The organism is Anaerobutyricum soehngenii, assembly GCF_009697165.1.
Lineage (GTDB): Bacteria > Bacillota > Clostridia > Lachnospirales > Lachnospiraceae > Anaerobutyricum > Anaerobutyricum soehngenii.
The window spans coordinates 1-26,010 of sequence record NZ_VULP01000003.1; the positions used below are offsets into that span (position 1 = coordinate 1).

General features: G+C 38.5%; 22 protein-coding genes. 12 read left to right on the top strand and 10 right to left on the bottom strand.

Annotation, left to right across the window (positions count from 1 at the left end):
- The first annotated feature begins 150 nt into the window (after positions 1-150).
- The 5 genes from FYJ25_RS02365 to FYJ25_RS02385 all read left to right on the top strand — a co-directional run bounded on the left by FYJ25_RS02365 (position 151) and on the right by FYJ25_RS02385 (position 4,138).
- Complete coding sequence (locus tag FYJ25_RS02365; protein WP_021906314.1) at positions 151-600, top strand: SpoVA/SpoVAEb family sporulation membrane protein; 450 nt, start codon at positions 151-153, stop codon at positions 598-600.
- 343 nt (positions 601-943) lie between these two features.
- Complete coding sequence (locus tag FYJ25_RS02370) at positions 944-1,768, top strand: hypothetical protein (protein WP_154580443.1); 825 nt, start codon at positions 944-946, stop codon at positions 1,766-1,768.
- Positions 1,769-1,843: 75 nt separating this feature from the next.
- Positions 1,844-2,605, top strand: a complete 762-nt coding sequence (truA, locus tag FYJ25_RS02375; RefSeq protein WP_330578232.1) for a tRNA pseudouridine(38-40) synthase TruA — start codon at positions 1,844-1,846, stop codon at positions 2,603-2,605.
- 157 nt (positions 2,606-2,762) lie between these two features.
- Positions 2,763-3,785 carry a stage V sporulation protein AD gene (locus tag FYJ25_RS02380; protein ID WP_021906317.1) on the top strand — a complete coding sequence of 341 codons (1,023 nt, stop codon included), beginning with the start codon at positions 2,763-2,765 and terminating at the stop codon, positions 3,783-3,785.
- Positions 3,782-4,138 (top strand): SpoVA/SpoVAEb family sporulation membrane protein, encoded by a 357-nt coding sequence (locus FYJ25_RS02385; protein WP_154580444.1) that lies wholly within the window; start codon positions 3,782-3,784, stop codon positions 4,136-4,138. Before FYJ25_RS02380 ends, FYJ25_RS02385 begins: the two co-directional genes overlap by 4 nt.
- A 37-nt stretch (positions 4,139-4,175) precedes the next feature.
- Here the strand turns inward: FYJ25_RS02385 and FYJ25_RS02390 are convergent, their stop codons facing one another.
- The 6 genes from FYJ25_RS02390 to FYJ25_RS02415 all read right to left on the bottom strand — a co-directional run bounded on the left by FYJ25_RS02390 (position 4,176) and on the right by FYJ25_RS02415 (position 12,758).
- Positions 4,176-5,174: a response regulator transcription factor gene (locus tag FYJ25_RS02390; RefSeq protein ID WP_154580445.1), complete on the bottom strand. Its 999-nt coding sequence runs from the start codon at positions 5,172-5,174 to the stop codon at positions 4,176-4,178.
- The gene (locus tag FYJ25_RS02395; RefSeq protein ID WP_154580446.1) at positions 5,174-5,524 is read right to left on the bottom strand and encodes a hypothetical protein; all 351 of its coding nucleotides are present in this window, start codon (positions 5,522-5,524) and stop codon (positions 5,174-5,176) included. The genes FYJ25_RS02390 and FYJ25_RS02395 overlap by 1 nt, the downstream gene beginning before the upstream one ends.
- 453 nt (positions 5,525-5,977) lie before the next feature.
- Entirely contained in the window at positions 5,978-6,565 is a 588-nt protein-coding gene (locus FYJ25_RS02400; protein ID WP_167513759.1) for a PocR ligand-binding domain-containing protein, read from the bottom strand.
- A 184-nt stretch (positions 6,566-6,749) separates the two neighbouring features.
- Positions 6,750-9,284, bottom strand: a complete 2,535-nt coding sequence (locus FYJ25_RS02405) for a glycyl radical protein (RefSeq protein ID WP_154580448.1) — start codon at positions 9,282-9,284, stop codon at positions 6,750-6,752.
- A 398-nt stretch (positions 9,285-9,682) separates the two neighbouring features.
- Positions 9,683-12,364 (bottom strand): transglycosylase domain-containing protein, encoded by a 2,682-nt coding sequence (locus tag FYJ25_RS02410; RefSeq protein ID WP_154580449.1) that lies wholly within the window; start codon positions 12,362-12,364, stop codon positions 9,683-9,685.
- 28 nt (positions 12,365-12,392) lie between these two features.
- Complete coding sequence (locus tag FYJ25_RS02415) at positions 12,393-12,758, bottom strand: VOC family protein (RefSeq protein WP_021906320.1); 366 nt, start codon at positions 12,756-12,758, stop codon at positions 12,393-12,395.
- A gap of 369 nt (positions 12,759-13,127) precedes the next feature.
- Here FYJ25_RS02415 and FYJ25_RS02420 point away from each other — a divergent pair, with 369 nt between their 5' ends.
- The 3 genes from FYJ25_RS02420 (at position 13,128) to FYJ25_RS02430 (ending at position 17,740) form a co-directional block, all read left to right on the top strand.
- On the top strand, positions 13,128-14,021 hold the full coding sequence (locus FYJ25_RS02420) for a L,D-transpeptidase (RefSeq protein WP_154580450.1): 894 nt from the start codon (positions 13,128-13,130) through the stop codon (positions 14,019-14,021).
- 94 nt (positions 14,022-14,115) lie between these two features.
- Positions 14,116-16,527 carry a leucine--tRNA ligase gene (gene leuS, locus FYJ25_RS02425; RefSeq protein WP_096240932.1) on the top strand — a complete coding sequence of 804 codons (2,412 nt, stop codon included), beginning with the start codon at positions 14,116-14,118 and terminating at the stop codon, positions 16,525-16,527.
- Between the two features lie 766 nt (positions 16,528-17,293).
- On the top strand, positions 17,294-17,740 hold the full coding sequence (locus tag FYJ25_RS02430) for a GatB/YqeY domain-containing protein (RefSeq protein ID WP_021907052.1): 447 nt from the start codon (positions 17,294-17,296) through the stop codon (positions 17,738-17,740).
- Between the two features lie 405 nt (positions 17,741-18,145).
- Here FYJ25_RS02430 and FYJ25_RS02435 read toward each other — a convergent pair whose 3' ends face one another.
- The 3 genes from FYJ25_RS02435 to FYJ25_RS02445 all read right to left on the bottom strand — a co-directional run bounded on the left by FYJ25_RS02435 (position 18,146) and on the right by FYJ25_RS02445 (position 20,868).
- Positions 18,146-19,078, bottom strand: a complete 933-nt coding sequence (locus tag FYJ25_RS02435; RefSeq protein WP_154580451.1) for a thiamine pyrophosphate-dependent enzyme — start codon at positions 19,076-19,078, stop codon at positions 18,146-18,148.
- Between the two features lie 11 nt (positions 19,079-19,089).
- Positions 19,090-19,863, bottom strand: a complete 774-nt coding sequence (locus tag FYJ25_RS02440) for a hypothetical protein (RefSeq protein ID WP_330400005.1) — start codon at positions 19,861-19,863, stop codon at positions 19,090-19,092.
- A 297-nt stretch (positions 19,864-20,160) separates the two neighbouring features.
- Positions 20,161-20,868 (bottom strand): DUF421 domain-containing protein, encoded by a 708-nt coding sequence (locus FYJ25_RS02445; RefSeq protein ID WP_096240928.1) that lies wholly within the window; start codon positions 20,866-20,868, stop codon positions 20,161-20,163.
- Positions 20,869-21,125: 257 nt separating this feature from the next.
- Here FYJ25_RS02445 and FYJ25_RS02450 point away from each other — a divergent pair, with 257 nt between their 5' ends.
- The 4 genes from FYJ25_RS02450 (at position 21,126) to FYJ25_RS02470 (ending at position 25,125) form a co-directional block, all read left to right on the top strand.
- Complete coding sequence (locus tag FYJ25_RS02450; RefSeq protein WP_096241665.1) at positions 21,126-21,632, top strand: HD domain-containing protein; 507 nt, start codon at positions 21,126-21,128, stop codon at positions 21,630-21,632.
- Between the two features lie 174 nt (positions 21,633-21,806).
- Positions 21,807-22,517: an IspD/TarI family cytidylyltransferase gene (locus FYJ25_RS02455; RefSeq protein WP_096240927.1), complete on the top strand. Its 711-nt coding sequence runs from the start codon at positions 21,807-21,809 to the stop codon at positions 22,515-22,517.
- Entirely contained in the window at positions 22,518-23,543 is a 1,026-nt protein-coding gene (locus tag FYJ25_RS02460) for a ribitol-5-phosphate dehydrogenase (RefSeq protein WP_021907046.1), read from the top strand.
- A gap of 193 nt (positions 23,544-23,736) precedes the next feature.
- Complete coding sequence (locus tag FYJ25_RS02470; protein WP_154580452.1) at positions 23,737-25,125, top strand: alanine/glycine:cation symporter family protein; 1,389 nt, start codon at positions 23,737-23,739, stop codon at positions 25,123-25,125.
- 276 nt (positions 25,126-25,401) lie between these two features.
- On the opposite strand, the gene crcB is transcribed toward FYJ25_RS02470, so the two are convergent.
- Positions 25,402-25,767: a fluoride efflux transporter CrcB gene (crcB, locus tag FYJ25_RS02475; protein WP_096240925.1), complete on the bottom strand. Its 366-nt coding sequence runs from the start codon at positions 25,765-25,767 to the stop codon at positions 25,402-25,404.
- Between the last annotated feature and the right edge of the window lie 243 nt (positions 25,768-26,010).

Here is a 26,010-nt window from a genome sequence, read left to right on the forward strand (position 1 = left end):
TGGTGTTTGTGGTGAACTCATTATACTTCATTTAAGGGGGTAATGCTCTTTTTATTTGCAAACCTCCGATAAATCAAGGTTTTTAAACGTTTTAGAACAATAAAAAAGGGTAGTTTTTGACACTACCGAGCTTTAAAGGGGAGGAAATATATGAAAAAGGAACTTACAAATCAGGAGTATGCCAAAAGAGTGAAGCAGTTAACACCAAAGTTTAGCTCCTTTTCAAATTGCTGGCATGCATTTGTATCAGGAGGTGCCATCTGTGTTCTGGGGGAAATCATACGTCAGATTGCATATAATAAAGTGGGAGTAAATGAGGAAAATTCCTATATTGTAGTCAGTATCTGCCTGGTATTTTTGAGTGTGATTCTTACTGGGTTTCAAGTGTATGAGCCACTGGCAAAATGGTGTGGGGCTGGAACGTTAGTTCCAATTACAGGATTTGCGAACTCGGTTGCCTCACCAGCGATTGAATATCAAAAAGAAGGACAGGTTTTTGGAATCGGCGTAAAGATTTTTACAATAGCAGGACCTGTTATTTTATATGGTGTATTTAGCAGCTGGGTAGTAGGAGTAATCTATTGGCTCTTTTCTAGATAAAATATTTTGCAAAGTAATTCCCAGTAATATATAATGATATTAGGGTCAAAAGATATTTTGCCCCTAACTTGATGCCACGAATTACTCCGTAGCTAACTAGACTACCGTAATTCTGAAAATAACAGGGAAAAAGATTCCCTGAATTTCAAGTCGAGCAGCCGCGAGACTTGGCGCGTGATTCTGGTCAGCGTAAGCTGACATATTCTTTACAGAATCACTGCGCATCCTCGCGGAGCGTTTATCTCAGTCGGAGATTGGACTCCCACTGAGACAAATTTGCTGTCACTCACCATCTGAAAGAGGTGGGAGTCTTCTCGACTGAGATAAACATTTGGAGAATGAAATGACAGGGAAAGAACATTTAGAAAAAATTATCCTATCGATGGATTTGAAGAAGGAGTTACACCAAAAAGTATTTGATAATTATGAGGAAATGCTCAGGGAAGGATTTAGGGAAGGGGATGCGTTGTTTCTTGTAGCAGCGTATTTTACAGGTAAGCCCGATGAGACCATCGGCCCATTATTACGAAGACTTAAAAAAATAATGGAAAGTCGGAAGGATATGATAAGTGGTGCAGTATTAGCAGCATCCTATTATGGTATAGAAGAACTTTCTATGCGTCTTACAATTTTAGAAGAGGGAGTAAGGAATTTATATACAGACCAAAAGTGTGTAGAAGCGCTTACAGGAAGTATTATGATTGCTGACGGAGGACCGGCAGAAGTAGCCAAGGCGATTCAGTGGTATATGTTTTTGATGAAGAATCAGTACGATATGAATAATGAACGTATGGCAAGGCTGCTTGGAATATTGGCAGTAATCTCTTCACCAAATATCCTGGGGAAAAAGATGCTAAGCAAAATAACAGAGAAGATTGAGCAGAACACAAAAGAAGAAAGTGCAGCAGACGAAGAAACAATCTTTTTTGAAGAAGCCTGTCAATTTATCAAACAGTTACAAAGGCAGGAAGAAGAACGTGTAAATAAGATGGAGAGAACAAGTTACAAGATGCTGACAGGCGAAAAGAATGTTACGGCATCGGACTTTGATTATAGTAAAGAATATCATCAGGAAGAAGAGATTAGTCTGAATGGAAGTAACCTTTTTACCGGTATGAAACAAGAGGTAGATATTATTTTATCAACGATATATTTTGATTTGGTGTAGACTGAGATATAAATAATGAGACAGGTAAAATAGAGAAAAGCCTGGAGTCAGGCAAAAAGAAAGAAGAGGTACATAGTGAAAAAGAATTATAAATTAACAATATGCTATGATGGCAGCAGGTATTATGGATGGGAGCACCAGCCGGACAGAGATACGATACAGGGAAAACTGGAAAATGTATTAACGAAAATGTGTGGAGAATTCATAGATGTACTTGGTGCCGGAAGAACGGATGCAGGAGTGCATGCAAGAGGAATGGTTGCGAATGCAGTATTTGATGCAGCAGATAAGGAAAGAGGCGGCAGGGAACGGACACCAGATGAAATTCGTGATTATATGAATCGCTATCTTCCGGGTGATATTGCGGTAAAGGAAGTGAAAGAGGCATCCGAACGATTTCATGCAAGATATAAAGCGGTTGGTAAGTTGTATCGTTACACTTGTTATGATGGTCCGGTAAAACCGGTATTCCAGAGAAAGTATGTAACGATTTTAGAAAAAAGACCAGATTTAGAAAAGATGCAGCAGGCGGCAGCCTATCTTGAAGGAAAACATGATTATAAAAGTTTTTGTGGAAATCCTCGGATGAAGAAGTCAACAGTACGAGTTGTTGACAAAATCGAAATTACGAGAAAGGGAAGTTTTATTTACTTTGATTTTCATGGAACAGGTTTCCTTCAAAATATGGTGCGGATTCTTGTTGGAACACTTTTAGAAGTAGGAAAAGGAAAGATAAAACCAGAACAGATTCCGGACATACTTGAGGCAAAGAACCGGCAGATGGCCGGACCGACAGCTCCTCCACAGGGATTATGTCTGATTAAAGTGGATTATTAATTAAGAAAAACAGATGAAACGGGATAAAGTATAGGAAACGTATAATTATGACGATACTTTATTCCGTTTTTTTGTTTTTCTAATGAAAATATCATACATAAATTTATGGAAAAGGGAAAATACTATTCCTGAAATTTCTATGGAGAGGTGGTATTATATGCTGCAAATGAAAGGAAAACAGAGTGTTTTATTTCAAGAACCGGTGAAAATAATGAGTCATGCGTGTGTGGGCGGAAAAAAAGAAGGGGAAGGACCCATAGGGAAACATTTAGATTTAATTGTAGATGACCCGATGTTTGGAAAAGAAAACTGGGAAGAGAGTGAAAGCAGTTTTTTGAAAACAGCAGGTGAAATTGCTATTCGAAAAGGAAAAAAGAAAAAAGAAGATGTAAGAATGGCCTTTTGTGGGGATTTATTAGGACAGCTCATTGCTTCCTCTTTTGGAATTGCTGAACTGGGAATCCCTTATTACGGAGTGTATGGAGCCTGTTCTAGTATAGGGGCAGCCTTATCTATTGGTGCGATGACGGTAAATGGAGGATTCGCAGATTTGGTATTGACCGGTTGTTCCAGTCATTTCGCCAGTGCGGAAAAAGAGTTTCGTTTTCCTCTTGGATATGGAAGTCAGCGGCCGTACAGTGCGACCTGGACGGTGACCGGAGCAGGAGCTTTTTTACTGAATACACAAAAAGGTGACGTACAGATTCGGGGGATAACAACAGGGAAGATTAAAGATTACGGTGTGCAGGACCCATTTAATATGGGAGCGTGTATGGCTCCGGCTGCAGCAGATACTATTTATCAGAGTCTGTTGGATTTTGAGATGAAACCAGAAGATTTTGATCAGATTATTACGGGAGATTTAGGAAGTGTAGGTCAGAAGTTGTTATTTGAACTTCTTGATGAAAATCATAAAGATATTAAGAAAAACCATATGGACTGTGGAATGCAGATTTTTGATGCAGGCAGTCAGGATACACACGCAGGTGGCAGCGGGTGTGCCTGCTCTGCGCTGATGTTATCAGCAGTGATTTTACCTAAAATAGCCAGTGGAGAATGGAAAAAAGTTCTTTTTGTTCCAACAGGAGCGTTACTGTCTCAGGTTTCTGCGAATGAAGGACGGACAATTCCGGCGATTGCACATGCAGTATGGCTGGAATCCGGAAAGGAGAAAAAATGATATATGTAAAAGCGTTTGGAGTAGGAGGAATTATCTGCACATTAGTACAGATCTTTTTGGAGCATACAAAGTTAATGCCGGGAAGAGTAATGGTGTTACTCGTAATAACAGGAGTAATCCTTGGGGCGGCAGGCATCTATGAGCCTTTAATAAAATGGGCAGGATGCGGAGCAAGTGTTCCGCTGTCCGGATTTGGATATAACCTGTCCAAAGGTGTGATAGAGGCAGTAAAAGAGGAAGGGACCATTGGTTTATTTAAAGGAGGATTAAAAGCCGCCGCTGCCGGTACGAGTTCTGCATTGATTTTTTCTTATCTGGCAGCACTTATTTTCCAGCCTAAAATGAAAAAGTAGCAGCAGCAGAGGGATATGAACTATCGCAGGATATTGATTATTTTAGTCGGTTTTTAAATTCCTGAATAGAAATTCCCTCTACCTTCTGAAAGACTTTCTGAAGATAGCTGCTCTCATTAAAGCCGAGCATGAAAGCCACATCGGAGGTATTATGAGTAGTAAAAATAAAGTTGATTTTAACCATTTGAATTTTACGAAGACGGATATACTCCATCATACTAATGCCAAACTGATCACGAAAAATACGGCTAAGATATCCCTGGCTTATCATACTTCCTTCTGTAATCTGTACTAAAGAGATTTTTTCTTTAATATGTTGTTCGATAAAAAGGAAGACACCTTCTAGAATACTGTAACGCCGTATGCTTTTTTGCTGATAAATATAATCTGCTATCTTAAAAAGCCATATTTTCATAATTTCCTGATTGATCAACCAGGTATCAGGTAAAGGAAATAAATCGGTGACTTCATTGTGTGGGCTGGCATATTCAAGAGAGTCTAAGAGTCCCTGTCCAATTTCGATAAAAGTTTTTTTCAGGGATTCTATGTTTGTATTCTGATTGGAATAAATCTTGTTGATAATATCAGAAAGTCCGGTATAAGTTTTTGAAAAATTCTGAGAATTCATCAATTCTAAAGCTAGAGAGAGATGAGGACAGATACTTTCAAAAGAAGAAAGAGAAAAATTCTCCAAATAATGATTAATATCAAGAATGGATACCGGTTTGGAAAAGTATTTCTTTATATGCAGTTCCATTGCTTCTTTAGCAAAGTGAAAATCCGAATAAGCAGAAAGAATACATATTTCTGTTTGTGGAGAAACTTCTTTTATTTTTTTACTGGCTTCGATCCCCGTAATTCCGGGCATGATAATATCCATAAAAATCAGATGTACAGGATAATGGCGGCAGATAGAGAAAGCCTCAGAGCCACTAGCTGCTTCTCCTATAATCTGAAAATTTTTAAAACGTGAAATCATAGCACGTAACGTATCTCTCATTAATGTGTCATCATCTACAATTAATACATTATACATTACATAATCCTTTCCTCGTGAGATATTGGCAGTTTAATTATATCATGGATTTTAGAATTATCCTGATAGCTTTCCTTGATCTCATAATCATTACCAAAAATACTGTGAAGTCTCTGGCGGATATTTTTGATCAGAGAGTGGAAGGTTGTGTTATCCGGAAAATTTTTGAAAGAAGAAGCAGGATTGTCTTCTGTATGCTCCGGATTAAAATCAGATACGATATCAATAATTATGTAGCCGTTCTCATAGGAGATACAAATAGCAATGTCAAGATGTCCGGTATTTACTGTGATCAATGATGCAGCCCGGTCTAAAAAAGGAAAAAGGATATGGGAAGGTATCCGTAACATATCTATATTCTTTTTTATCGTAATTGAATAAGTGAGCGCATCTTCATAAATAAAATCCTTTCGTTTGCCATAGGCGGAAACCCACTACCTTTAGGTGGTGGGAGGAGCCTTGTTAACTGTTACCCAATATGCTACAATAGCCGTAGCAGTTCTTAAAGAGAAAACCGTTAGATGTGCTGCTCATTAAAGACACTCTTTTGTACATTGACAAGATATGAGGTTGCAATACGAAATTCGTGTATTGCGTAAAATCTTAACCGTAAAAGATTTTTTTACTGTATAGCATGGGAAGTTTAGTACCTGATACAGTTACAGATGAGCATGTCTTGTCTGTAAAGGGTGCTGTCAGCCACCCTATGATGTAACGCCACTTTAGATAGCAATATCTATCGGGGATTAAAGGTCGGAGGTGTAATCCGTTAGTACGACTGGGCAGTTACAAGCCCATGACCTTTAGGTCGTGGGTAGTTGACTTTCAGCAAGCTGGTTTATCATCTGATAAATAAGTTCAGCAATATTTGAAAACTTTTCATATTCATAGACAGGAAGCTGCTGGAAATATTCATTAATCTTTGTCTGATCTTCTTCAAGGTATTCTGGATGAATAAGACCGGAAAAGCGAGGAATATCATCGGGGGCATCGTTGCATCTTACCTGTCCGGAAAGAAAGCCGCCTAAGAACTTTCCATGAACAATAATGGGAATGGCAACTTCCATTAATCCGCATGGACAAAAATAGATGCAGTATTTTCGGGTAATCGCAGAGCGGACAATACCAAACGCATCTGAAAGATTACATAGTTTCCCGTTATTTCCTCTTTCTCTTGTAAACTTGCAAAAAGGGGTAAAAGAAGTCATAGTAGTGAGTGGTTCACCACGAAAATCAGCAGTAACGAGACCCAATCCAGTAACTTTAGCAATAATGGATTGTAAGTTTTCTAATGTCTCTTTTCCAAATAATTCAAGTATGCCAACATCGGTGTCAAAATTGTCTCTGTTTTCTTCATCATTGTTGGCAAGTAAATCTTTTTCGGTATGCAATGCAATCTCCTTTCTAAAATACTCAAAGGGGTTGTCACAGTAAGAGGATAGGATAAGACCTCCTGTGACAGCCCCGGAAAATTTATGATGCAAAAGGATTATAAATTAAAAATCAATAAGTTTCTAAAATAATTTTTGAAATTAAATTTTTATGTTTGTTTACTCAGTTCGTGTTGATTAAAATTTAGAAATGCTGTTCTGTTCTGCTGATAATATCATCCTGAACTTCTTTTGCAAGCTCAGTAAACATTGCGCTGTAGCCGGCAACACGTACAACTAAATCTTTATAGTTTTCTGGATGTGCCTGTGCATCAAGAAGAGTTTCTTTGTCTACAACGTTGAACTGAACGTGCATTCCCTTCTTATCAAAGTAGCTTCGGATAACAGCAGCAAAGTTCATTAATCCCTGATCTCCGGCAACTGCGGAAGGAAGGAACTTCTGGTTATAAAGAGTACCGTTAGAAGCAACTTCGTGGTCAAGTTTTGCAACAGAAGCAGCGGCAGCAGTAGGTCCCTTTACGTCTTTACCGGCTCTTGGGGAACAACCGTCAGCCAGAGGCTTTTTAGCAAGACGACCATCAGGAAGAGCACCGACATCTTTACCAAATAATACATTAGCAGATACAGGATAGATACCAGCCTGGAACTGACCGCCACGAGGATTTCTGTATTTTTCAACTTCATAGCAGTAAATTTGTGCACAACGTCTTGCAATCATATCAACTTCGTCAATATCATTACCAAAACATTCTGTTGCATCCATCATAGCACGAATACGTTCGTATTTTTCATTGTTGCTGCATACAGCAGGAGCAACGGCAGCAGTAGACTGTTTACTAAAACTGATACCTTCTTTTCCAAGAATCTTACAAATCTGGTCATATAAGTCTTTTTCGATATCTGTTTCAGCGGATGCAGAGCAAGGAGCAGTATCACTATCTACAGGATAACCGAAGTTGGCATCCATAGCTTCTTTTAACTCAGCAAACGTGATGTCTTTATTGTCAAAGACGTGCTTTTTAATTGCGTACACAGAGTCTCCACTATCGGCAACACCAAATGCCTGAGGACCGGTAAAGTTGTATTTTGCACCACCGGCACAAATACCTTTCGCGTCAGAGATACAATTTGCAACAAAGCTTGAAAGGAATGGGAGTTCGCCACGTTCCATATGTGCATAGTCTACACAGTTATCAGCTTCAGCCACGTAGTATACAAAATATTCGATCTGTTTCTGGAAGGCCTCCATGAAGTCTTCTAAAGTATTAAATGTATCAACTTCACCTGTCTTAGGTCCAATCTGAAGATCGCCAACTTTACCATTATGAATAGTAATCTCGAGAATCTTAGCAACATTTACGAAAGCCGCATCATGCCAGCCCTGTTCTTTTCCAGGAACAGAAGGTTCTACACAGCCGATCAGACCATAACCACGTGCATCATGAAGGGAGATTCCGCGGTTTGTAAGTGCAGGAATAATAACTTCATCATTATACATAGCTGGAAGTCCATAGCCAAGTCTGGCAAGTTCGCATGCACGATAAAGGAATTCATCCGGAGTTCCCTGCCATACACGAATTGAGAAAGATGGTGCGCTAAGACGAAGGTGAGCAACTGTTTCCATCATCATGTAAGATAATTCATTTGTTGCATCCATACCATCTTCAGTTTGTCCACCAGCACCGATATTCTGAAATACCTGGAATCCGGCAAATGCCTGTGCAGAAATCTGGTCACGTACTTTATTAAGATCATTTAATTTTACGAATACACAGTCTAACAGTTCCTGAGCAAAATCTTTAGTAATAGAACCATTTGCAAGATCTTTTTCAAGATATGGGTACATATACTGGTCAAAACGTCCCGGAGATTCAGAATGTCCACTGGATTCTACCTGAAGGATCATCTGTGTGATAATGAAGGACTGACATGCTTCATAGAAGTTTGTAGCGCCATTTGCAGGAACATTTTCACAGTTAGCGGCAATCTGAAGTAATTCTGCCTTTCTTGTTGGATTTGTTTCAACAGCAGCCATTTCTCTGGCTTTATCAGAATAACGTTTTGCAAAGTTGATAGCAGCAGATAATACAGTGATAACAGCTTTACAGAACTGTGTTTTCTGAATGAATTCAGGGTCGTTACAATCAAAGCTTTTCAGCGCTTCTACAGCATCCTGAATAATTGCCTTATAACCACGACGGATGGCTTTATCGTAATCAATGATAATATGACCAACACCACCAAAGAAATAGTTACCTACGGTAAAGATACCATTAGCAATACATTCCTGTGTTTTTTCGGACATATAGCTGGAAGCAAGGTCACTGATCGTTTTATCTTCCCAGTACGGAAGTACTTCCCTTAAAGTAGCCTTGTCTTCTTCTGAAATTTTAAATGGATCAGCCATTCTGGTTTCGATTGTATCGAATTCATCCATAACCCATTTGTAAGAGTTTTCAGGGAAAAGCTGGCAGGAACGAACCGCTTTTGTAAGAGTACCAACAACAAGTTCGTCATCTCGAATGGTAACAGTTAAATTATTTAAAATATTTTCCAATGCTTTTGCGCGGCGCATGATCATTGGAAGACCTTCGGTTGCCTTGTAAGACTCTGTAATCAGTACAGCTCGTTCTGCTTCGATACAAGGAACAGCATTAACAATCATACTTCTAAGACGTTCAACTCGATCAGTTGGTTTTGAAAAACCTTTTGCTAACATAAATTCATCCTCCTTTAAATTTGTATGTACTCTTGGAGTTTTTCTCACAAAATCAAGCACAAAAAGATTCCGAGAGTACATTTGGTTAATTGGTTTTCCTGTGTCAATGTATCATCATACGAAATACATAATATAATTATATTGTTTACAGGAAAGGAATACCAATACGGAACAAACCAAAAAAAGGATTTTCAAAACTAATTCAAGTTTAACTTTTTAAGTGAAAAATCGAGTAGTAAAAAAAGAGATATTTTGTTGGAAAAAATGAAAATAAAAATGTTGAAAGAATAAAAAAATATCCTATCCGGACAACAAAGATACCGGATAGGATATTTTTTTGCGCTGTTTGACACGCATCTTAAAGCAAGAATACCAAGGTATTCTGGAATGTTGTGAAATTATTGATTAAGTATTTTTTTAATCTGGTTACTTATATCATCTGGAGTAGTGATATTATTGTTATTCTGCTGTTCCTGCTGTTTTTTTAATTTATCTTCCTGTTTTTTCTTTTTCTTTTCCTGCTTCTTTAAATACCATTCATTGGTATGGATATTACATTTCTTCTTGTTGATATCAATATTCAGGAAGTAAGGTTCATCCTCTGTTTTACCGGTAGAATGTTTTGGTCTCACGCGGAAGACTTTAGTATATCGGAACTTTTCAGGACAGAACTTCTGTGCAACTAAATGAGATTTAGAACAGAAGGTGACAGCAATATGTGCATCACAACTGTCTTTTGGTACAGTGCCGGGTGCAAAGTATTCTGTACGAACCATAGATTTTTGAGGATCCTTTGCACATATATCAGGAAGAGGCTTTTTACCTGATTTCATACAGATAGAAGCCTTTTTAATGCTTTTGCATGCAGGAAAGCTTTTTGCAGACTGTTTCGTTTCTTTGATGATACGGTCCATAATCTTCTTCCAGATTACTTTATGATAATCTTTATCATTATCAAACGAAGTGTTGTAGTCGTACCCGGTCCACACAGAAGCTGTGTAGTAAGGGGTATATCCACAAAACCAGTAATCGTAGTTATTAGATGTAGTACCGGTCTTTCCAGCAACTGCCATATCAGAATCAAGCTGCGCCTCCCTGCCGGTTCCCTTCTTTATAACATCTTCCATGGCATTTGTAAGAAGCCATGCAGTTGACTTTTTCATTACCTTTCGGGAAGAAGTTTTATTACTGAGGAGAACATTACCATTACTGTCTTTTACTGTAGTGTAAAGAACAGGTTTGTTATAAGTTCCCTGATTAGCAATTGTAGCATAGGCAGCAGTCAGTTCAACATTAGTTACGCCATCGGTGATTCCTCCAAGAGAGAGTGACTGGTTCACATCACTTTCATAAGCACCATTTGTATTTACACGATTATTTACTAACGTTGTAAATCCAAGCTTTTGAAGAAAGTCAAATCCAACCTGTGGGGTAAGAGCTGTGATTGCCTTTACAGCCACAATATTATTAGAATCGATAATGGCATCACGAAGTGTTGTGAGTCCCTTATAGCTGGTAGATACATAGTTTGTAACTTTCTGACCATTTTCATAGCGGTAAGGTGCATCATCAAATACGGTTGCGAGTGTCATACTTCCGGTATCAATGCCAGGGGCATACGTCGATAAAATCTTAAAAGTAGATCCTGGCTGGCGCTTTACAGAAGTTGCCCTGTTTAAGGCAAGATCATCTTGTTTCTGACCACGTCCCCCTACGAGAACTTTTACCTGACCGGTTTTCTGGTCAATTAAAGAATAAGAAAGCTGCGGTTCCATAGAATAGTGTATGGATTGCGACTTCTTTGCATCCCCTTTTTTTATGACAGACTTTCTAAATGTCTTTACGGCAGCCTTCATTTCTTTTTTTGAATTATAAATTGTTTTATAACCTGGATCCTTTTTCTTCTTACGGAAATAGGCAGCTACATTAGATTCTGTATAAGTACTGGTAGTACCGTCTTCATGTGTAACTTGAAGCTTATACTCCAGGGAAAACTTTGTGTCTACCGGATAATTATCAGGATTGTTAATTACAGAATCCGCAATCTTTTGCAGCTTGGTATTTTGCGTGGAATAAATACGAAGTCCTCCACGATAAACAAGCTGATAAGCCTGAGACTGTGTATATCCTTTTTGTTCCTGTAGATCAGAAACTACTTTAGTGATTACAGCATCTGTAAAATAGGAATATACAGAATTCTTTCGTCCTTGTGCTGTTTTATTCGCAATTCTTGCATATACTTTATCTTCAAGAGCAGATTGGTACTCCGTATCTGAAATGTAGTTTAACTGGTACATTTTTTTCAAGATCAGTTTACGTCTGGCATCATTATCTTCCGGATAATCAACAGGGTTTAAGAAAGTTGGATTCTTTGTGATGCCAGCTAATACAGCACATTCTGACAACGTAAGTTCATTTACAGACTTGCCAAAATAATACTTTGAAGCGGCTTCCACTCCAAGATTTCCCTTACCAAGATTAATTGTGTTTAGGTAATTAGTCAGAATATCTTCTTTGTTGTATTTTTTCTCAGCGATTATAGCAAGATATTGTTCCTGAATCTTTCTCTTTACTTTTGCGATAATATTAGTTTCTCCGCCAGCTTCAAATACATTATTCTTAATGAGCTGCTGGGTAAGAGTACTAGCACCCTGTGAAGTAGATCCTTTTCGGATATCTGTCCACAAAGCACGAAGGATTCCCTTGAAATCAATGCCATCATGCTCGTAAAAACGTTCATCCTCAATAGAGATAAATGCATTTTTTAAATTATCGGGAATCTGTTCATAGGCAACAGGAATTCTGTTAGAAGAATAATCAGAAAGCTGCTGCACTTGTTTATTGTCATCATCGTAAACAATGGTGGCAGAATACTTCGGTGCGAGAGAAAAGTCTTTTGGTGCACTGTCAATGATTCCTCGAAAGGAGCCGTATAGTAAACCGGATCCACTGACGATTACAGCGCAGATCAAAATCAAAACAATTCGAAAAACAATTGCAGAAGCAGTAGTTTGCTTTCGCTTCTTTTTGGAGAATACTTCTTCTCTTTTCTTTTTTATAGATGGTTCATTATAATTCATAAGTATATCCTATTATCGGATGAAACTCCTATCTTACAGGAACAATTTCGATCCAGTATCCGTCAGGGTCATTAATAAAGTAAATTCCCATAGAAGGGTTTTCGTAGCAGATACAGCCCATCTCTTCATGCTTCTTGTGGAATGCATCATAGTCATCTGTTTTAAATGCAAGATGGAATTCTTCATCGCCAAGGTTATAAGGTTCCTTTCTGTCTCTCATCCATGTAAGTTCCAGATTGAAGCCTGTTCGACCGTCACCGAGATAGACGATTTTGAAACTGCCATCACTGGAATCTTTTTCGCGGACAACGGAAAGACCGATTGCTTCCTTATAAAAAGCAATACTTTTTTCAAGGTCTAAAACATTAAAATTAAAATGGTTAAATTCAATCATAGTGAGCCTCCTTTAACATTTCAAGTCGAGCCGCTGCGAGACTTGGCGCGTGATTCTGGTCAGCGTAAGCTGACATATTCTTTACAGAATCACTGCGCATCCTCGCGGAGCGTTTATCTCAGTCGGAGATTGGACTCCCACTGAGACAAATTTGCTGTTACTCACCACCTGAAAGAGGTGGGAGTCTTCTCGACTGAGATAAAACATATATTTGCTATGTTTTGTATTATAACATAGAAGAACGTACAGGGCAAATTTACAAATTTACAAACTTCTTCTTTACAAAAACCAGAAAGATTATATAATAAAAATGGAGTTTTGCGTACTTACCTGAATAGAAAGATTTCATAATGAGAGGAAGGAGAAGAGATGAAGCAAAGAAACAAGCAAAAAAGAATACTTTTACTGACAGCGATGCTTATGTTTGCATTTGCATTCTTTCGATTTAATACGATTGATGCGCAGGCTGCAAGTAAATATACTATTTATGTAAATCGAAAGACAAATCTCGTGAATGTAACAGATTCAAGAACTGGTAAGCTTGTAAAAGCAATGTATTGTTCTACAGGAAAGAATTACAGAACGATAAGTGGTACATATAACACAACAGCAAAGTATAAGTGGCGTGCATTGATACATGGTGTATATGGACAGTACAGTACAAGAATACATGGTCCTTATTTATTCCATTCTGTACCGTATTATAGTGTGAATAAGAGTAAGGTATCCACGAAGGAATATAATAAGTTAGGGGTGCAGGCATCGGCAGGATGTATCCGCCTGGCTGTTACTGATGCAAAGTGGATATATGATAATTGCAGGATTGGAACAAAGGTTGTTATAGGCGAGAGCCGTACCTTAAAGAAACCGGCACGCCCTAAAGTAAAGGTATCAACAAAGCGTAAAGCATGGTGGGATCCAACCGATCCGGATACACGCAATCCATATCGTCCGAAGCTGACATTAAAGAAAAAAGGAAAAAGAACGATTGATTACGGAAGTACATTTGAGATAAAAGATGTATTAAATGTAAGTTCGCCGTATGCATCCGCCTCCGCTTTACTTGAAACATTAAGTGTAAGAGGAAGTGTAAATACAAAGAAGGCTGGGACATATAAAGTGAGCTGTACGATTACAGACCCATATACAGCCGTAAGCGTAACGAAGAATTTTAAGTTTAAAGTTGGCAAAAAGCCGGTGAATACAACAACAGAAGTGAAAGTACCGGAAAAGGACAGTACGCAGATAAAAACACAGAAGTAGCTAACTATCATCCACCCTTTTGATAAGATTAAGATAAGAACAAAAGGAATTGGATATAATTATATTATATTTTATGATGCAGGAGGAAAAACCTATGGCAGAACCTTATAACCATAGAGCCGTTGAGCAAAAATGGCGCCAGAAATGGGAAGAGAACCCGATTAACGTAAATGATGGAAAGAAACCGAAATATTATTGTCTTGATATGTTCCCATATCCATCAGGAAGTGGACTTCATGTAGGACATTGGAGAGGATATGTAATCAGTGATGTATGGAGCCGTTACAAGATGCTTCAGGGATATTATCTGATTCATCCAATGGGATGGGATGCATTTGGACTTCCAGCAGAGAACTATGCGATCAAGATGGGAACACACCCGAAGATTACAACAGCATCCAACATTAAGAATATCAAAAGACAGATCAATGAAATCGCTGCAATTTATGACTGGGATATGGAAGTAAATACAACAGATCCAAACTTTTATAAATGGACACAGTGGATTTTCGTAAAAATGTTCAAAGCAGGTCTTGCTTATGAAAAAGAGATGCCGATTAACTGGTGTCCTTCCTGTAAGACAGGTCTTGCAAATGAAGAAGTAGTAGACGGATGCTGTGAGCGTTGTGGTTCTCCAGTAACAAAGAAGAACTTAAAACAGTGGATGCTTCGTATTACAAAGTATGCAGACCGTCTTTTAAATGATCTTGATAAGCTTGACTGGCCGGAAAAAGTTAAAAAGATGCAGACAGAATGGATCGGTAAGAGTTACGGTGCAGAAGTAGATTTCCCTGTAGAAGGAAAAGATGAAAAGATTACCGTATACACAACAAGACCAGATACTCTTCACGGAGCAACATTTATGGTATTAGCGCCAGAACATGCCATGGCTAAAGAACTTGCTACAGATGAAACAAGAGAAGACGTAGAGAAATATATCTTTAACGCTTCTATGAAGTCGAATGTAGACCGTCTTCAGGATAAAGAAAAAACAGGAGTATTCACAGGCTCTTATGCGATCAACCCATTAAATGGAGCAAAAGTACCAATCTGGTTATCCGATTATGTACTTGCTGATTACGGTACTGGAGCGATCATGTGCGTACCTGCTCACGATGATCGTGACTTTGAGTTCGCTACAAAGTTCAATATTCCGATTATTCAGGTAATTGCCAAAGACGGAAAAGAAATCGAAAATATGACAGAAGCTTATACCGAAGCAGCAGGAACAATGATCAATTCCGGCGAGTGGAACGGAATGGAATCCTCTGTACTTAAAAAAGAAGCTCCTCTTATGATCGAGAAGATGGGAATCGGAAAGAAAACAGTAAACTACAAGCTTCGTGACTGGGTATTCAGCCGTCAGCGTTACTGGGGTGAGCCAATTCCAATCGTACACTGTCCAAAGTGTGGTGCAGTACCGGTTCCAGAAGAAGACCTTCCATTACTTTTACCAGAAGTAGAAAAATACCAGCCAACCGGAACAGGAGAATCTCCACTTGCTGACATTACAGAATGGGTAAATACAACATGTCCATGCTGTGGCGCTCCGGCGAAGAGAGAAACAAACACCATGCCTCAGTGGGCAGGATCTTCCTGGTATTTCTTACGTTATATTGACAGCAAGAATAATGAAGAATTAGTAAACAGAGAAAAAGCAGATAAATACCTTCCGGTCGATATGTATATCGGTGGTGTAGAACATGCCGTATTACATCTGTTATACTCCAGATTCTATACAAAGTTCCTTAATGATATCGGAGTAATCGACTTTGATGAGCCATTCAAGAAGCTCTTCAACCAGGGAATGATCACTGGTAAAAACGGTATCAAGATGAGTAAATCCAAAGGAAATGTCGTATCCCCAGATGATCTTGTAAGAGATTACGGATGTGACTCCTTAAGAATTTATGAACTCTTCGTAGGACCACCAGAACTTGATTCCGAATGGGATGACAAAGGAATCGAAGGTGTAAACCGTTTCCTCAAACGTTTCTGGAAACTTGCTCTTGATAACAAAGATAAAGATGTAAAAGCAACACCAGAATTAATCAAAGTACGTCATAAACTTGTTCATGATATCACAAACCGTCTGAATACTTTCAGCTTAAATACAGTAATCAGTGGATTTATGGAATACAACAATAAACTGATGGAACTGTCGAAAAAAGGCGGTGTAGATAAAGAAACATTAGAAACATACATTATCTTATTAGCACCATTTGCTCCACACGTTTCCGAAGAACTCTGGGAACAGTTTGGACATACCGATTCTGTATTCCACGCAACATGGCCAGAATACGATGAGGAAGCTATGAAAGACGATGAAATCGAAATTCCAGTACAGATTAACGGAAAGACTAAATGTACAATCGCCATCAATCCAGATGGAGATAAAGACGAAATCCTCGCAAAAGCAAAAGAAGCACTTGGGGATAAAGTCAATGGAACAATCCGCAAAGAAATCTATGTACCGGGAAGAATCGTAAACTTAGTTATTAAATAATAATTTGCTGGGGACACAGACGCCGCTTTAGTAGAAGATATTGAGCTGAATTGTAGTTGGTCTTCTAAAGAAAAAAGAATTGTGATAAGTTAGATTTTGTTCCGTTGCGCTAAACATTCCATTCTGCCCAGGAAAACAGGAACTTGGGAAAAACGAGTCCCAAGTTCCTATGGTCAGAATTCCACAGCGCAAAGTCACAAAATGCAATACTTATAACAATTCTTTTTTCGTTATCGCAGTTCTCTTACAATTCAGCATAAAAGTTTATTTCAGCGGCTGTCTGGTTTTGATAACAAATAGCAAATTAGTGATTTCTGTTGGAAAGAGAAGGGGATTGCCCAGAAGATTATGAGAGTTAACCTGAGAAAAATTCTCCATAAGTGAGGAGTAGGTAAATATAATTTTTATACAATCGAGTAAGAAAGTATCCCTTTCTGGAAATGTTCATTCTAATAAAAACCATAGCCTTCTGGGCAATCCCCTTATTCCCATCCAAGATTTAAATACTAATTTTCATCTGGAGCCAAAGAACAGAAAACCAAAAATTTAATAGAAAAGAAAATGTGATGTCGGAGCTAGTAAAAATGCCGAACAGGCATTTTCTGCGAAGCGACTATCTTCACAATTTCTTTTCTATTAAATTTCTGGTTTTCGTTTCTTTAGTCCCTCAAATTAGTAGTTAAAGAATTTTCCCTTGATTTTGGTTCGAAATAGTAGTAGAGTTTTATTTGAATAACGATTATACTATTTGAAAGAAGGGTTTAAGTTGAGTAAAATCGAAGAAGTCCGTACCGCAATGTACGCCGCAATGAAAGCAAAAGATAAAGAAAGAAAAGATGCATTATCTATGCTTCTTGGAGCTTTAAAGGCAAAGGCAATTGATAAGAGAGAAGATTTAACAGAGGCAGAAGAGAATAGTATTATTGCAAAAGAAATCAAACAGTGCAAAGATACGATTGAGATGTCTCCTGCTGACCGTACAGATATTATCGACCAGTGTAAACTGAGAATCGCTGTTTATGAAGAATTTGCTCCAAAGCAGATGAGTGAGGATGAGATTAAGGCAACGATACAGTCTGTACTTGATGAACTTGGAATTACAGAACCAACTGGTAAAGACAGAGGTAAGATTATGAAAGACCTCATGCCAAAAGTAAAGGGCAAAGCTGACGGTAAGCTTGTAAACCAGATGGTAGCTTCCATGCTTAAGTAAATTTGTTTGAGGGACGAAAGAAACGAAAGAAACGAAAGAGACGAAAAGCAGAAATTTTATATTAAATAAAATGTGAAGATAGTCGCTTCATAGAAAATGCCTGCTCGGCATTTTTATTTGCTCCGACATCACATTCTGTTTAATATAAAATTTCTGCTTTTCTGTTCTTTGGCTCTAGATGGGAATTAGGATTGGAGTCTGATGGGAAGAGGGGATTATCCAGAAATCTAGAATCCCCATTCTTACTAACTGTAGATTTAGATAGTCAGAAAAAAGAAAAAACACTCTATCCCAGATGCGGCTTCGGAGCGTGTTTAAGATGCGGATGAGCATCTTAAATACAGCGACTACAGAGCAGATGTGATAGAGTGTTTTTTCTTTTTTCGTCTACACCAAATCTACAAATTAGTAGTTAGCTCTTGCCAAAAGTTCTTCCCATTTCCTATCAACCTCTGCCTGGATTCTTGTGATTAATTCTTCTTTTCCAGGTTTGAATAAATGTTTGAATCTTCCTTGTGGACGTAAGAAGTCTTCGATTGGGAGCTTTTTCTTTGGAACGTAGTTTACGATCCATTTACCGTCAATGACTTCAAATAATGGCCAGAAGCAGGTGTCTACTGCAAGCTGACATATTTCAAGAATATCAGGGGTGTTGTAGCGCCAGCCTCGTGGGCATGGAGCCATAACGTTTAAGAAGGCGGCTCCCTCGGTATAGATTGCTTTTTCTGCTTTTGTGTGCAGATCTTTAAAGTTTTGTACAAAGGTGGTCTGTGCAACATAAGGAATATTATGTGCGGCGATTACCTGAGTCAGATCTTTTCTGTTTTGTGCTTTTCCGTCAGATTCGGAACCAACAGGTGTGGTTGTTGTATCAGCGTACATTGGAGTTGGAGAGGAACGCTGGATACCGGTGTTCATGTAAGCACCGTTATCGTAACAAACATAAACCATATCATGATTTCGTTCCATTGCACCGGATAAAGACTGGAATCCGATATCGTATGTACCGCCGTCACCACCGAAAGTGATGAATTTATGAGTGTTTTTTACTTTTCCTTTTTTCTTTAAAGCACGATAGGCAGCTTCTACTCCACTGCAGGTTGCTCCGGCATTTTCGAAAGCGTTATGAATAAAAGAATCTTTCCATGCGGTGTATGGATACATGAAGGAGGATACTTCAAGGCATCCGGTTGCACAGGTGATAACGGCTTCGTCTTCTTCGTGAAGGCCGCGCAGTACATTTCGTACAGCGATGGTAGCGCCACATCCGGCACACATTCTATGGCCTGGTGATAAACGTTCTTCTTTATTTAATGTTTGTTTTAAATTATAAGCCATGATTGTTTCCCCTATTCTCTGACAGATAAATAACGGTAAGTTTCACCGAGCTTGCCTGTTTCCTCGACAGTTTTTAAATCTTCAAAAACAGAAGCGAGGCTTTCTACAGTAACATCACGACCACCGATACCATAGCAGTAGTTTAATGTAGCTGGGTGAAGGTCTGCGTTGTAAAGAGCAGATTTGATTTCTGCATCAAGAGGACCACAGTGACCATTGTAATCTTCGGTACGATCCATGATCGCGAGATATTTTACATTTTTAAGGGCTTCTGCGATTTCTTCTGCAGGGAATGGACGGAAAAGGCGGATTTTTAAAAGTCCGGCACGAACTCCCTGTTTGCGAAGCATATCTACAGTATCTTTTCCTGTTCCGGCGGCAGATCCAATGATGACCATGGCATAGTCTGCATCTTCCATACGGTATTCTTCAAATAATCCGTAGGAACGTCCGGAAATTTTTTCAAATTCTTTTGCCACATCAAGGGTAACCTGTTTTGCATTACGGAGTCCCTGCATCTGAGCACGTTTTGCTTCCATAACATAGTTTGTAACGGCATAAGGACCGACAGCAAATGGTTCGTTATCTTTCAGTAAGTAATGTTCTGGTTCATATTCACCAACAAAAGTTTTTACAATATCGTCTTCTAATAATTCGATATTTTCTACAGCGTGGCTTGTGATGAAGCCGTCCTGACAGATCATAATAGGAAGACGAACATCTTTATGTTCTGCGATGCGGTAAGCCTGCACCCTGACCGCCGCGTCCATGCCAACGGATTTCAACTAAATCTTTCATGTTAACCTCCAATGTATTCCTATTAAAAACTCATGTCCGCCATGCACGGAAAAAAGACGCAAAAAATATAAACAATGGTAATTGCATAAAAAATCATTGTTTAAAAAAGCCTTATATATGAATTCTTATAAAATTTATGTACTATCATAAACCGGACTGAAAATAAAGGAAATAAAAACAAGAGAAATGCCGATTTATGATAGAAACGAATCAATTATAACAGAGAAGATTCAATTTGTGAAGTAAAAATGATAAAAACTTTCAAAAATATCGTATAAAGTTCTCTATTCTTTTATGACACTGCTTCCGCTTCTATTATTTTTCAAATAAACATTTAAGGTGTTTTGCTGGTTTCCTGTTGCAAGGAAAACATCAGAAAGACGTTTGCATCCATGGGAAGAAAGTTGCTTTTTTAGCCATTCTTCGTCCTTTCCTGAATGAAGGAGATTCTCATAAAGAATTTCTCCGTCCATTACATAAGTTGGGAGCAGCCATTCTTTTTCAGGAGTGAGATTTAAGTCGGAAGGGCAAGCGGGGCGGTTTTCGGATTTTGCAAGAAAACTAATTCTTCCATTCTCTTCAAGAATTGCGGTTTGTAATTCTTTCAAATCAAAAAATCCATTCAGACGGCACTGCACGAGGAATTCGGACAGGTCGATATGTCCTTTTTTAAAATTTCCTTCATATAAATGTCCATCATTAAACAAAATGTATGGAGAACCTGAAATAAAACGTCGAATTTTCATATTTTTACTTGTGATAAAAGCAAGCAGAGCGGTTATAAGTCCGTACACAATCATAGCAGTAAGTGGTTCTAAAAAACTCGAATCAAGAGCGGTTGCCATCTCAGCGGCAATCGAACCAATCGTAATACCGCTGATATAATCAAACATACTCATTTCAGACATCTGACGATAACCGATGAGCTTCGTTAAAAGAAAAAGAACAATGAGAGAAAAAACAGAAAGCAGGATAACATATAAAATATTCATGAAAACCTCCTTAAGGAATTAATGTACTCTCGGAGTCTTTCTTGCACTTGCTTTTGTGTTTGATTTCGTGAGTACATATTGTTACTGAAACCGAATCAATAGTTAAGATGTGAGACCATGATGAAAAATATACATTTTACGATAGAAAAATTTCATGTTAAAATTACTTTATCAATGTTTTAGATTATCAGGAAAATGCGATCAATATGATGCAAATGATGAAGGTTGGTTTTACAGCCCAGGGAGGACATAATATAATGAATAAACAAGACAGAAAACTAATCGAAAAGATGATGGAATATTATGCAGGAGATCCGAAGAGAGTGCAGCACTTTTTAAAAGTGTATGAATTTGCGAAGTTAATTGGTGAATCGGAAGAATTAGAGTCGGAAAAGCTGCATATTCTCAGAACCGCAGCGATTGTTCATGATATCGGAATTAAAATAAGTGAAAAAAAGTACGGAAGTTCTGGCGGAAAATATCAGGAAAAAGAAGGTCCGGCTGTAGCAGAACCAATGTTATGCGCACTTGGATACGACGAAGCAGTCATTGACCGGGTACTATTCCTTATCGCTCATCACCATACTTATACAGGAATAGAAGGAGAGGATTATCAGATTCTTGTGGAAGCCGACTTCTTAGTAAATCTATTCGAAGACGGAAGCAGCAGAGAAACAGCCGAAAAAGTGAGGGAAAACATTTTTAAAACAAAAACAGGAATGAAGTATCTTGAGACGTTATTTTTAACGGAAAGAAGGTCTTAGGAAATTCAAAAATAACAGGCAATCCAGATATAGAGATATTCCTGAATTATAAAGAAATAACCGAGAATGTTAAAAAAGTAATTTAATTGACATGATACCCTAATCTGGTATATGATAACGCTATATTACTTTATGTGTAAAAAGGGATTTTCCCTTGAACAAAAGGAGGAGCAAATGGTTTTTGGAGTAATTTTAGCCGGAGGAATCGGCAGCAGAATGGGAAATGTTGAGAAGCCAAAGCAGTACCTTAATGTTGGTGGCAAGCCGATCATTCTTCACACATTAGAGAAGTTTTATGTGAACAGTAAGTTTGAGAAGCTGATCGTACTTTGTCCTTCTCAGTGGATTAACCATACGAAGAATCTGGTGAAGAAGAACTTTAATGATGATAGTAAGATTGTAGTGATCGAGGGTGGTTCTACTCGTAATGAGACGATCATGAACTCTATTCGTTATATTGAAAAAGAATATGGTCTGGATGATGATACGATTATTGTAACACATGATTCCGTTCGTCCGTTCCTGACATATCGTATTATTGAAGATAACATTCGTTATGCACAGGAATATGGTGCATGTGATACAGTTATTCCTGCTTCTGATACTATCGTAGAGAGCGTAGGTCACGAGGTCATCAGCAATATTCCTGATCGTTCTGTTATGTATCAGGGACAGACTCCACAGTCTTTCAAGGCGAAGAAGTTAAAAGAGCTTTATGAAGGTCTGACAGAAGAAGAGAAAGAGATTCTTACAGATGCCTGCAAGATTTTTGTTATTAAAGGACAGGATGTACATCTGGTAGAAGGAGAAGTTTTTAACATTAAGATCACTTATCCATATGACTTACGAGTTGCTGAAACGTTGATTAAAGGAGAAGATAAATAAATGTTGAATACAGTGTATCGTCTGGTAGCACCCAGAAGATTTGAAGTAGCATTTAATGATATTGATTTAAATAGTGACAAGGTAGTTGTGCGTCCGACACATTTATCTATCTGTCATGCGGACCAGCGCTATTATCAGGGAACACGTCCGGCAGATGTTATGGCGAAGAAGCTGCCGATGGCTCTGATTCATGAAGCGATTGGCGATGTAGTTTATGATGCGACAGGAGAATTTAAACCAGGGGAACTGGTTGTTATGATTCCGAATACACCAGTTGAGAAAGATGATATTATTGCAGAGAATTATTTGAGAAGTTCTAAGTTCCGCGCAAGCGGTTTTGATGGTTTTATGCAGGATAATGTCGCTTTAGACAGAGACAGACTGGTTCGCTTACCACAGGATATTGACAGAACTGTAGCAGCATTTACAGAGATTGTCAGTGTCAGCGTACATGCTCTCCGCCGATTTGAACGTTTTACTCATGCAAGAAGGAACGTTGTAGGAATCTGGGGAGATGGTAATCTTGGTTATATTACCGCTGTATTTTTCCGGTATATGCATCCGGATACGAAGCTTATTATCTTTGGAACGAATGAAGATAAGCTTAGCAGCTTCACTTTTGCCGATGAGACCCATCTGGTATGGGAGATTCCAGAGGGACTGACGATTGATCATGCAATCGAGTGCGTAGGTGGAGATGCATCCCAAAAGGCAATCGATCAGATGATCGATCTTATTCAGCCAGAAGGAACAATCGCACTTCTTGGTGTTTCTGAATATGCGGTTCCTATTAATACACGTATGGTATTAGAGAAGGGGCTTCATCTTTATGGAAGCAGCCGAAGCGGAAGAGCTGATTTTGAAAAAACAGTGGAATTATATCAGGAGTATCCGGAGATTCTCGGTTACCTTAGTAATATCGTGGGAGCGCAGGTTGAAGTTAGTTCTATTGCAGATATGACTAAGGCTTTTGAGATGGATATTAATAAGATGATGGGTAAAACTATCATGATATGGAATAAGTAGAGAATCCTTTTCTTTTTGCAGGACAGATAACCTGAAAGTGAAAATGAAGGAATCTTAAGTGAAAATTGCATATTGACATACTTGTCATATATGATATACTTGATTCATAAGTTGAAGGAGCAACGAATATTCGTTGCTCCTTTTGTTATTTTCTGATATATAGGAAATCCGAAAAAAGAGAGGAGAGAGAAAGATGTTAAGTATAAGTAAAATGGTAGCCCAGATTGATGCATTTGTCTGGGGACCAGTCATGTTAGTTCTTTTAGTCGGAACAGGAGTACTTTTAACGGTTCGCTGTAACTTTCTTACATGGAGAAATCTTCCATGGGCATTAAAAAAGACTCTGAGTAAAGAGGCACGAACAAAGAGTCGTGGAACAGGAGATGTTTCCCCGTTTTCGGCACTTACAACCGCCCTTGCGGCAACAATTGGAACCGGCAATATCGTAGGTGTTGCAACTGCTATGGTTTCTGGTGGAGCAGGAGCATTAGTATGGATGTGGATATCCGCCTGTTTTGGTCTTTCTTCTAAATTTTCCGAATGTATGTTAGCGATTAAATACAGAGAAGTTAACGAAAAAGGCGAAATGTCCGGAGGACCAATGTATACTATGAAAAAAGGGCTGAAAAATAAAAAGCTAGGTGCAGTACTTGGCTGGCTGTTTGCCCTGTTTGCAGTAATCGCTTCCTTTGGTATTGGAAATATGACACAGGGAAATTCCATTGCAACATCCGTTCACGCAACCTTTGGTGTGTCAGTAACGATGGTCGGTGTCGTGATCACAGTACTCGCACTTTTAATTATTATTGGAGGAATTAAGACCATTTCTAAAGTTTCTTCCGTAGTAGTCCCTGTTATGGCTATTTTTTATGTAGCTGCCGGAATTATCGTCATTCTTGGAAATATACATAACCTTCCAGCAGGAATCTCTATGATATTTAAAATGGCATTTAGTGTGAAAGCAGTAGGTGGTGCTTTATGTGGAAATATCGTAGCATCCATGATGAATGCAGCACGTTACGGTGTAGCACGAGGCTGTTTCTCAAATGAAGCGGGAATGGGATCAGCCGCCATTACAGCTGCCGCAGCAACAACAGATAATCCGGTAAGGCAGGCATATATCAATATGACTGGAACCTTCTGGGATACTATCGTTGTCTGTACGATCACAGGTTTTGCTATTGCAAGTTCTGGTGTACTTGGGCAGATTGACCCGTCAACAGGCCAGCTTTATGTCGGCTCTGCCTTAACAATCGCAGCCTTTTCTACAGTACTTGGAAAAGCAGGTGGCTATCTCGTAACAATCGGTATCGCCTTATTTGCATTTTCCACAATACTCGGATGGGAATATCATGGAGAAAAAGCTTTTGAATATTTAATGGGAACCCATAAATGGAATATGATCTATCGAATTGTTTTCTCACTTGTAGTTTACACTGGAGCAACCCAGACATTAGAACTGGTATGGAACTTCTCCGATATTGCCAATGCTTTGATGGCAATACCGAATCTTATTTGTATGATACTTATGAGTGGGGAAATCGCAAAAGATGTGAAAGAATTCCAGAAAATTAAATCTTGATTATAGGTTTTGTATAGACGAAAAAAGAAAAAATAATATATCCCATCTGCTCTGTAGTCGCTGTGTTTAAGATGCTCGTCCGCATCTTAAACCCGCTCCCAAGCCGCATCTGGGATATATTATTTTTTCTTTTTTCTGTCTACTCCAAATCTACAGTTGGGTAAGAATGGGGATTCTCCAGAAGGATATGGATTTCCATGGAATTAAATCCCAAAAGGCTGACATTCCAATTGTTGTGTATACTTAAAATTTAGTTATATCAGATGTGGAATAACTTTATTCTAGAACTAACTCCGTTGCAAAAATTGTACATACTCCTGCAAGTAAGCTGAGCACCATATAGAGAAAAGCCACCTTAGGATGTCCCTCTTTTATGAGAGTGGTGGATTCAAGTGCAAAGGTTGAGAATGTAGTAAATCCCCCACAAATTCCAGTCTTTAAGAAAAGAATAAACTTTGGATTTGAAATGGATCCTTTTGAGGCAAGCATGGCAACAAGGGCGATAGCAATGCAGCCTGCGATGTTGATAAAAAATGTTTTGACGGGAAACAGGGTGGTTTCACAGACGGGAATTAATCCGATAAGATAGCGGAGTGTTGCTCCGATAAAACCACCGAGCCCGACAGCAATACAATTTGTCATACATGTCTCCTGATAATATGATGTCAGGGTCAAAAGGTCAAAACGCCGTTCGTGCTTGTACGATAAGGTGTTTGACTTTGGGACCCGCGGAACATGAGAAAGTAGCGTTTTTCTAAGTCTTCTAGATGTAAGATCATAGAATCTGTCATTTTACGCTATCTCATTGTAATATAGCAATGGTTACTAAGCAATTAGTATATACATAATGTAATATAAAAGTCAATAAATATTTGTAAAATCTCC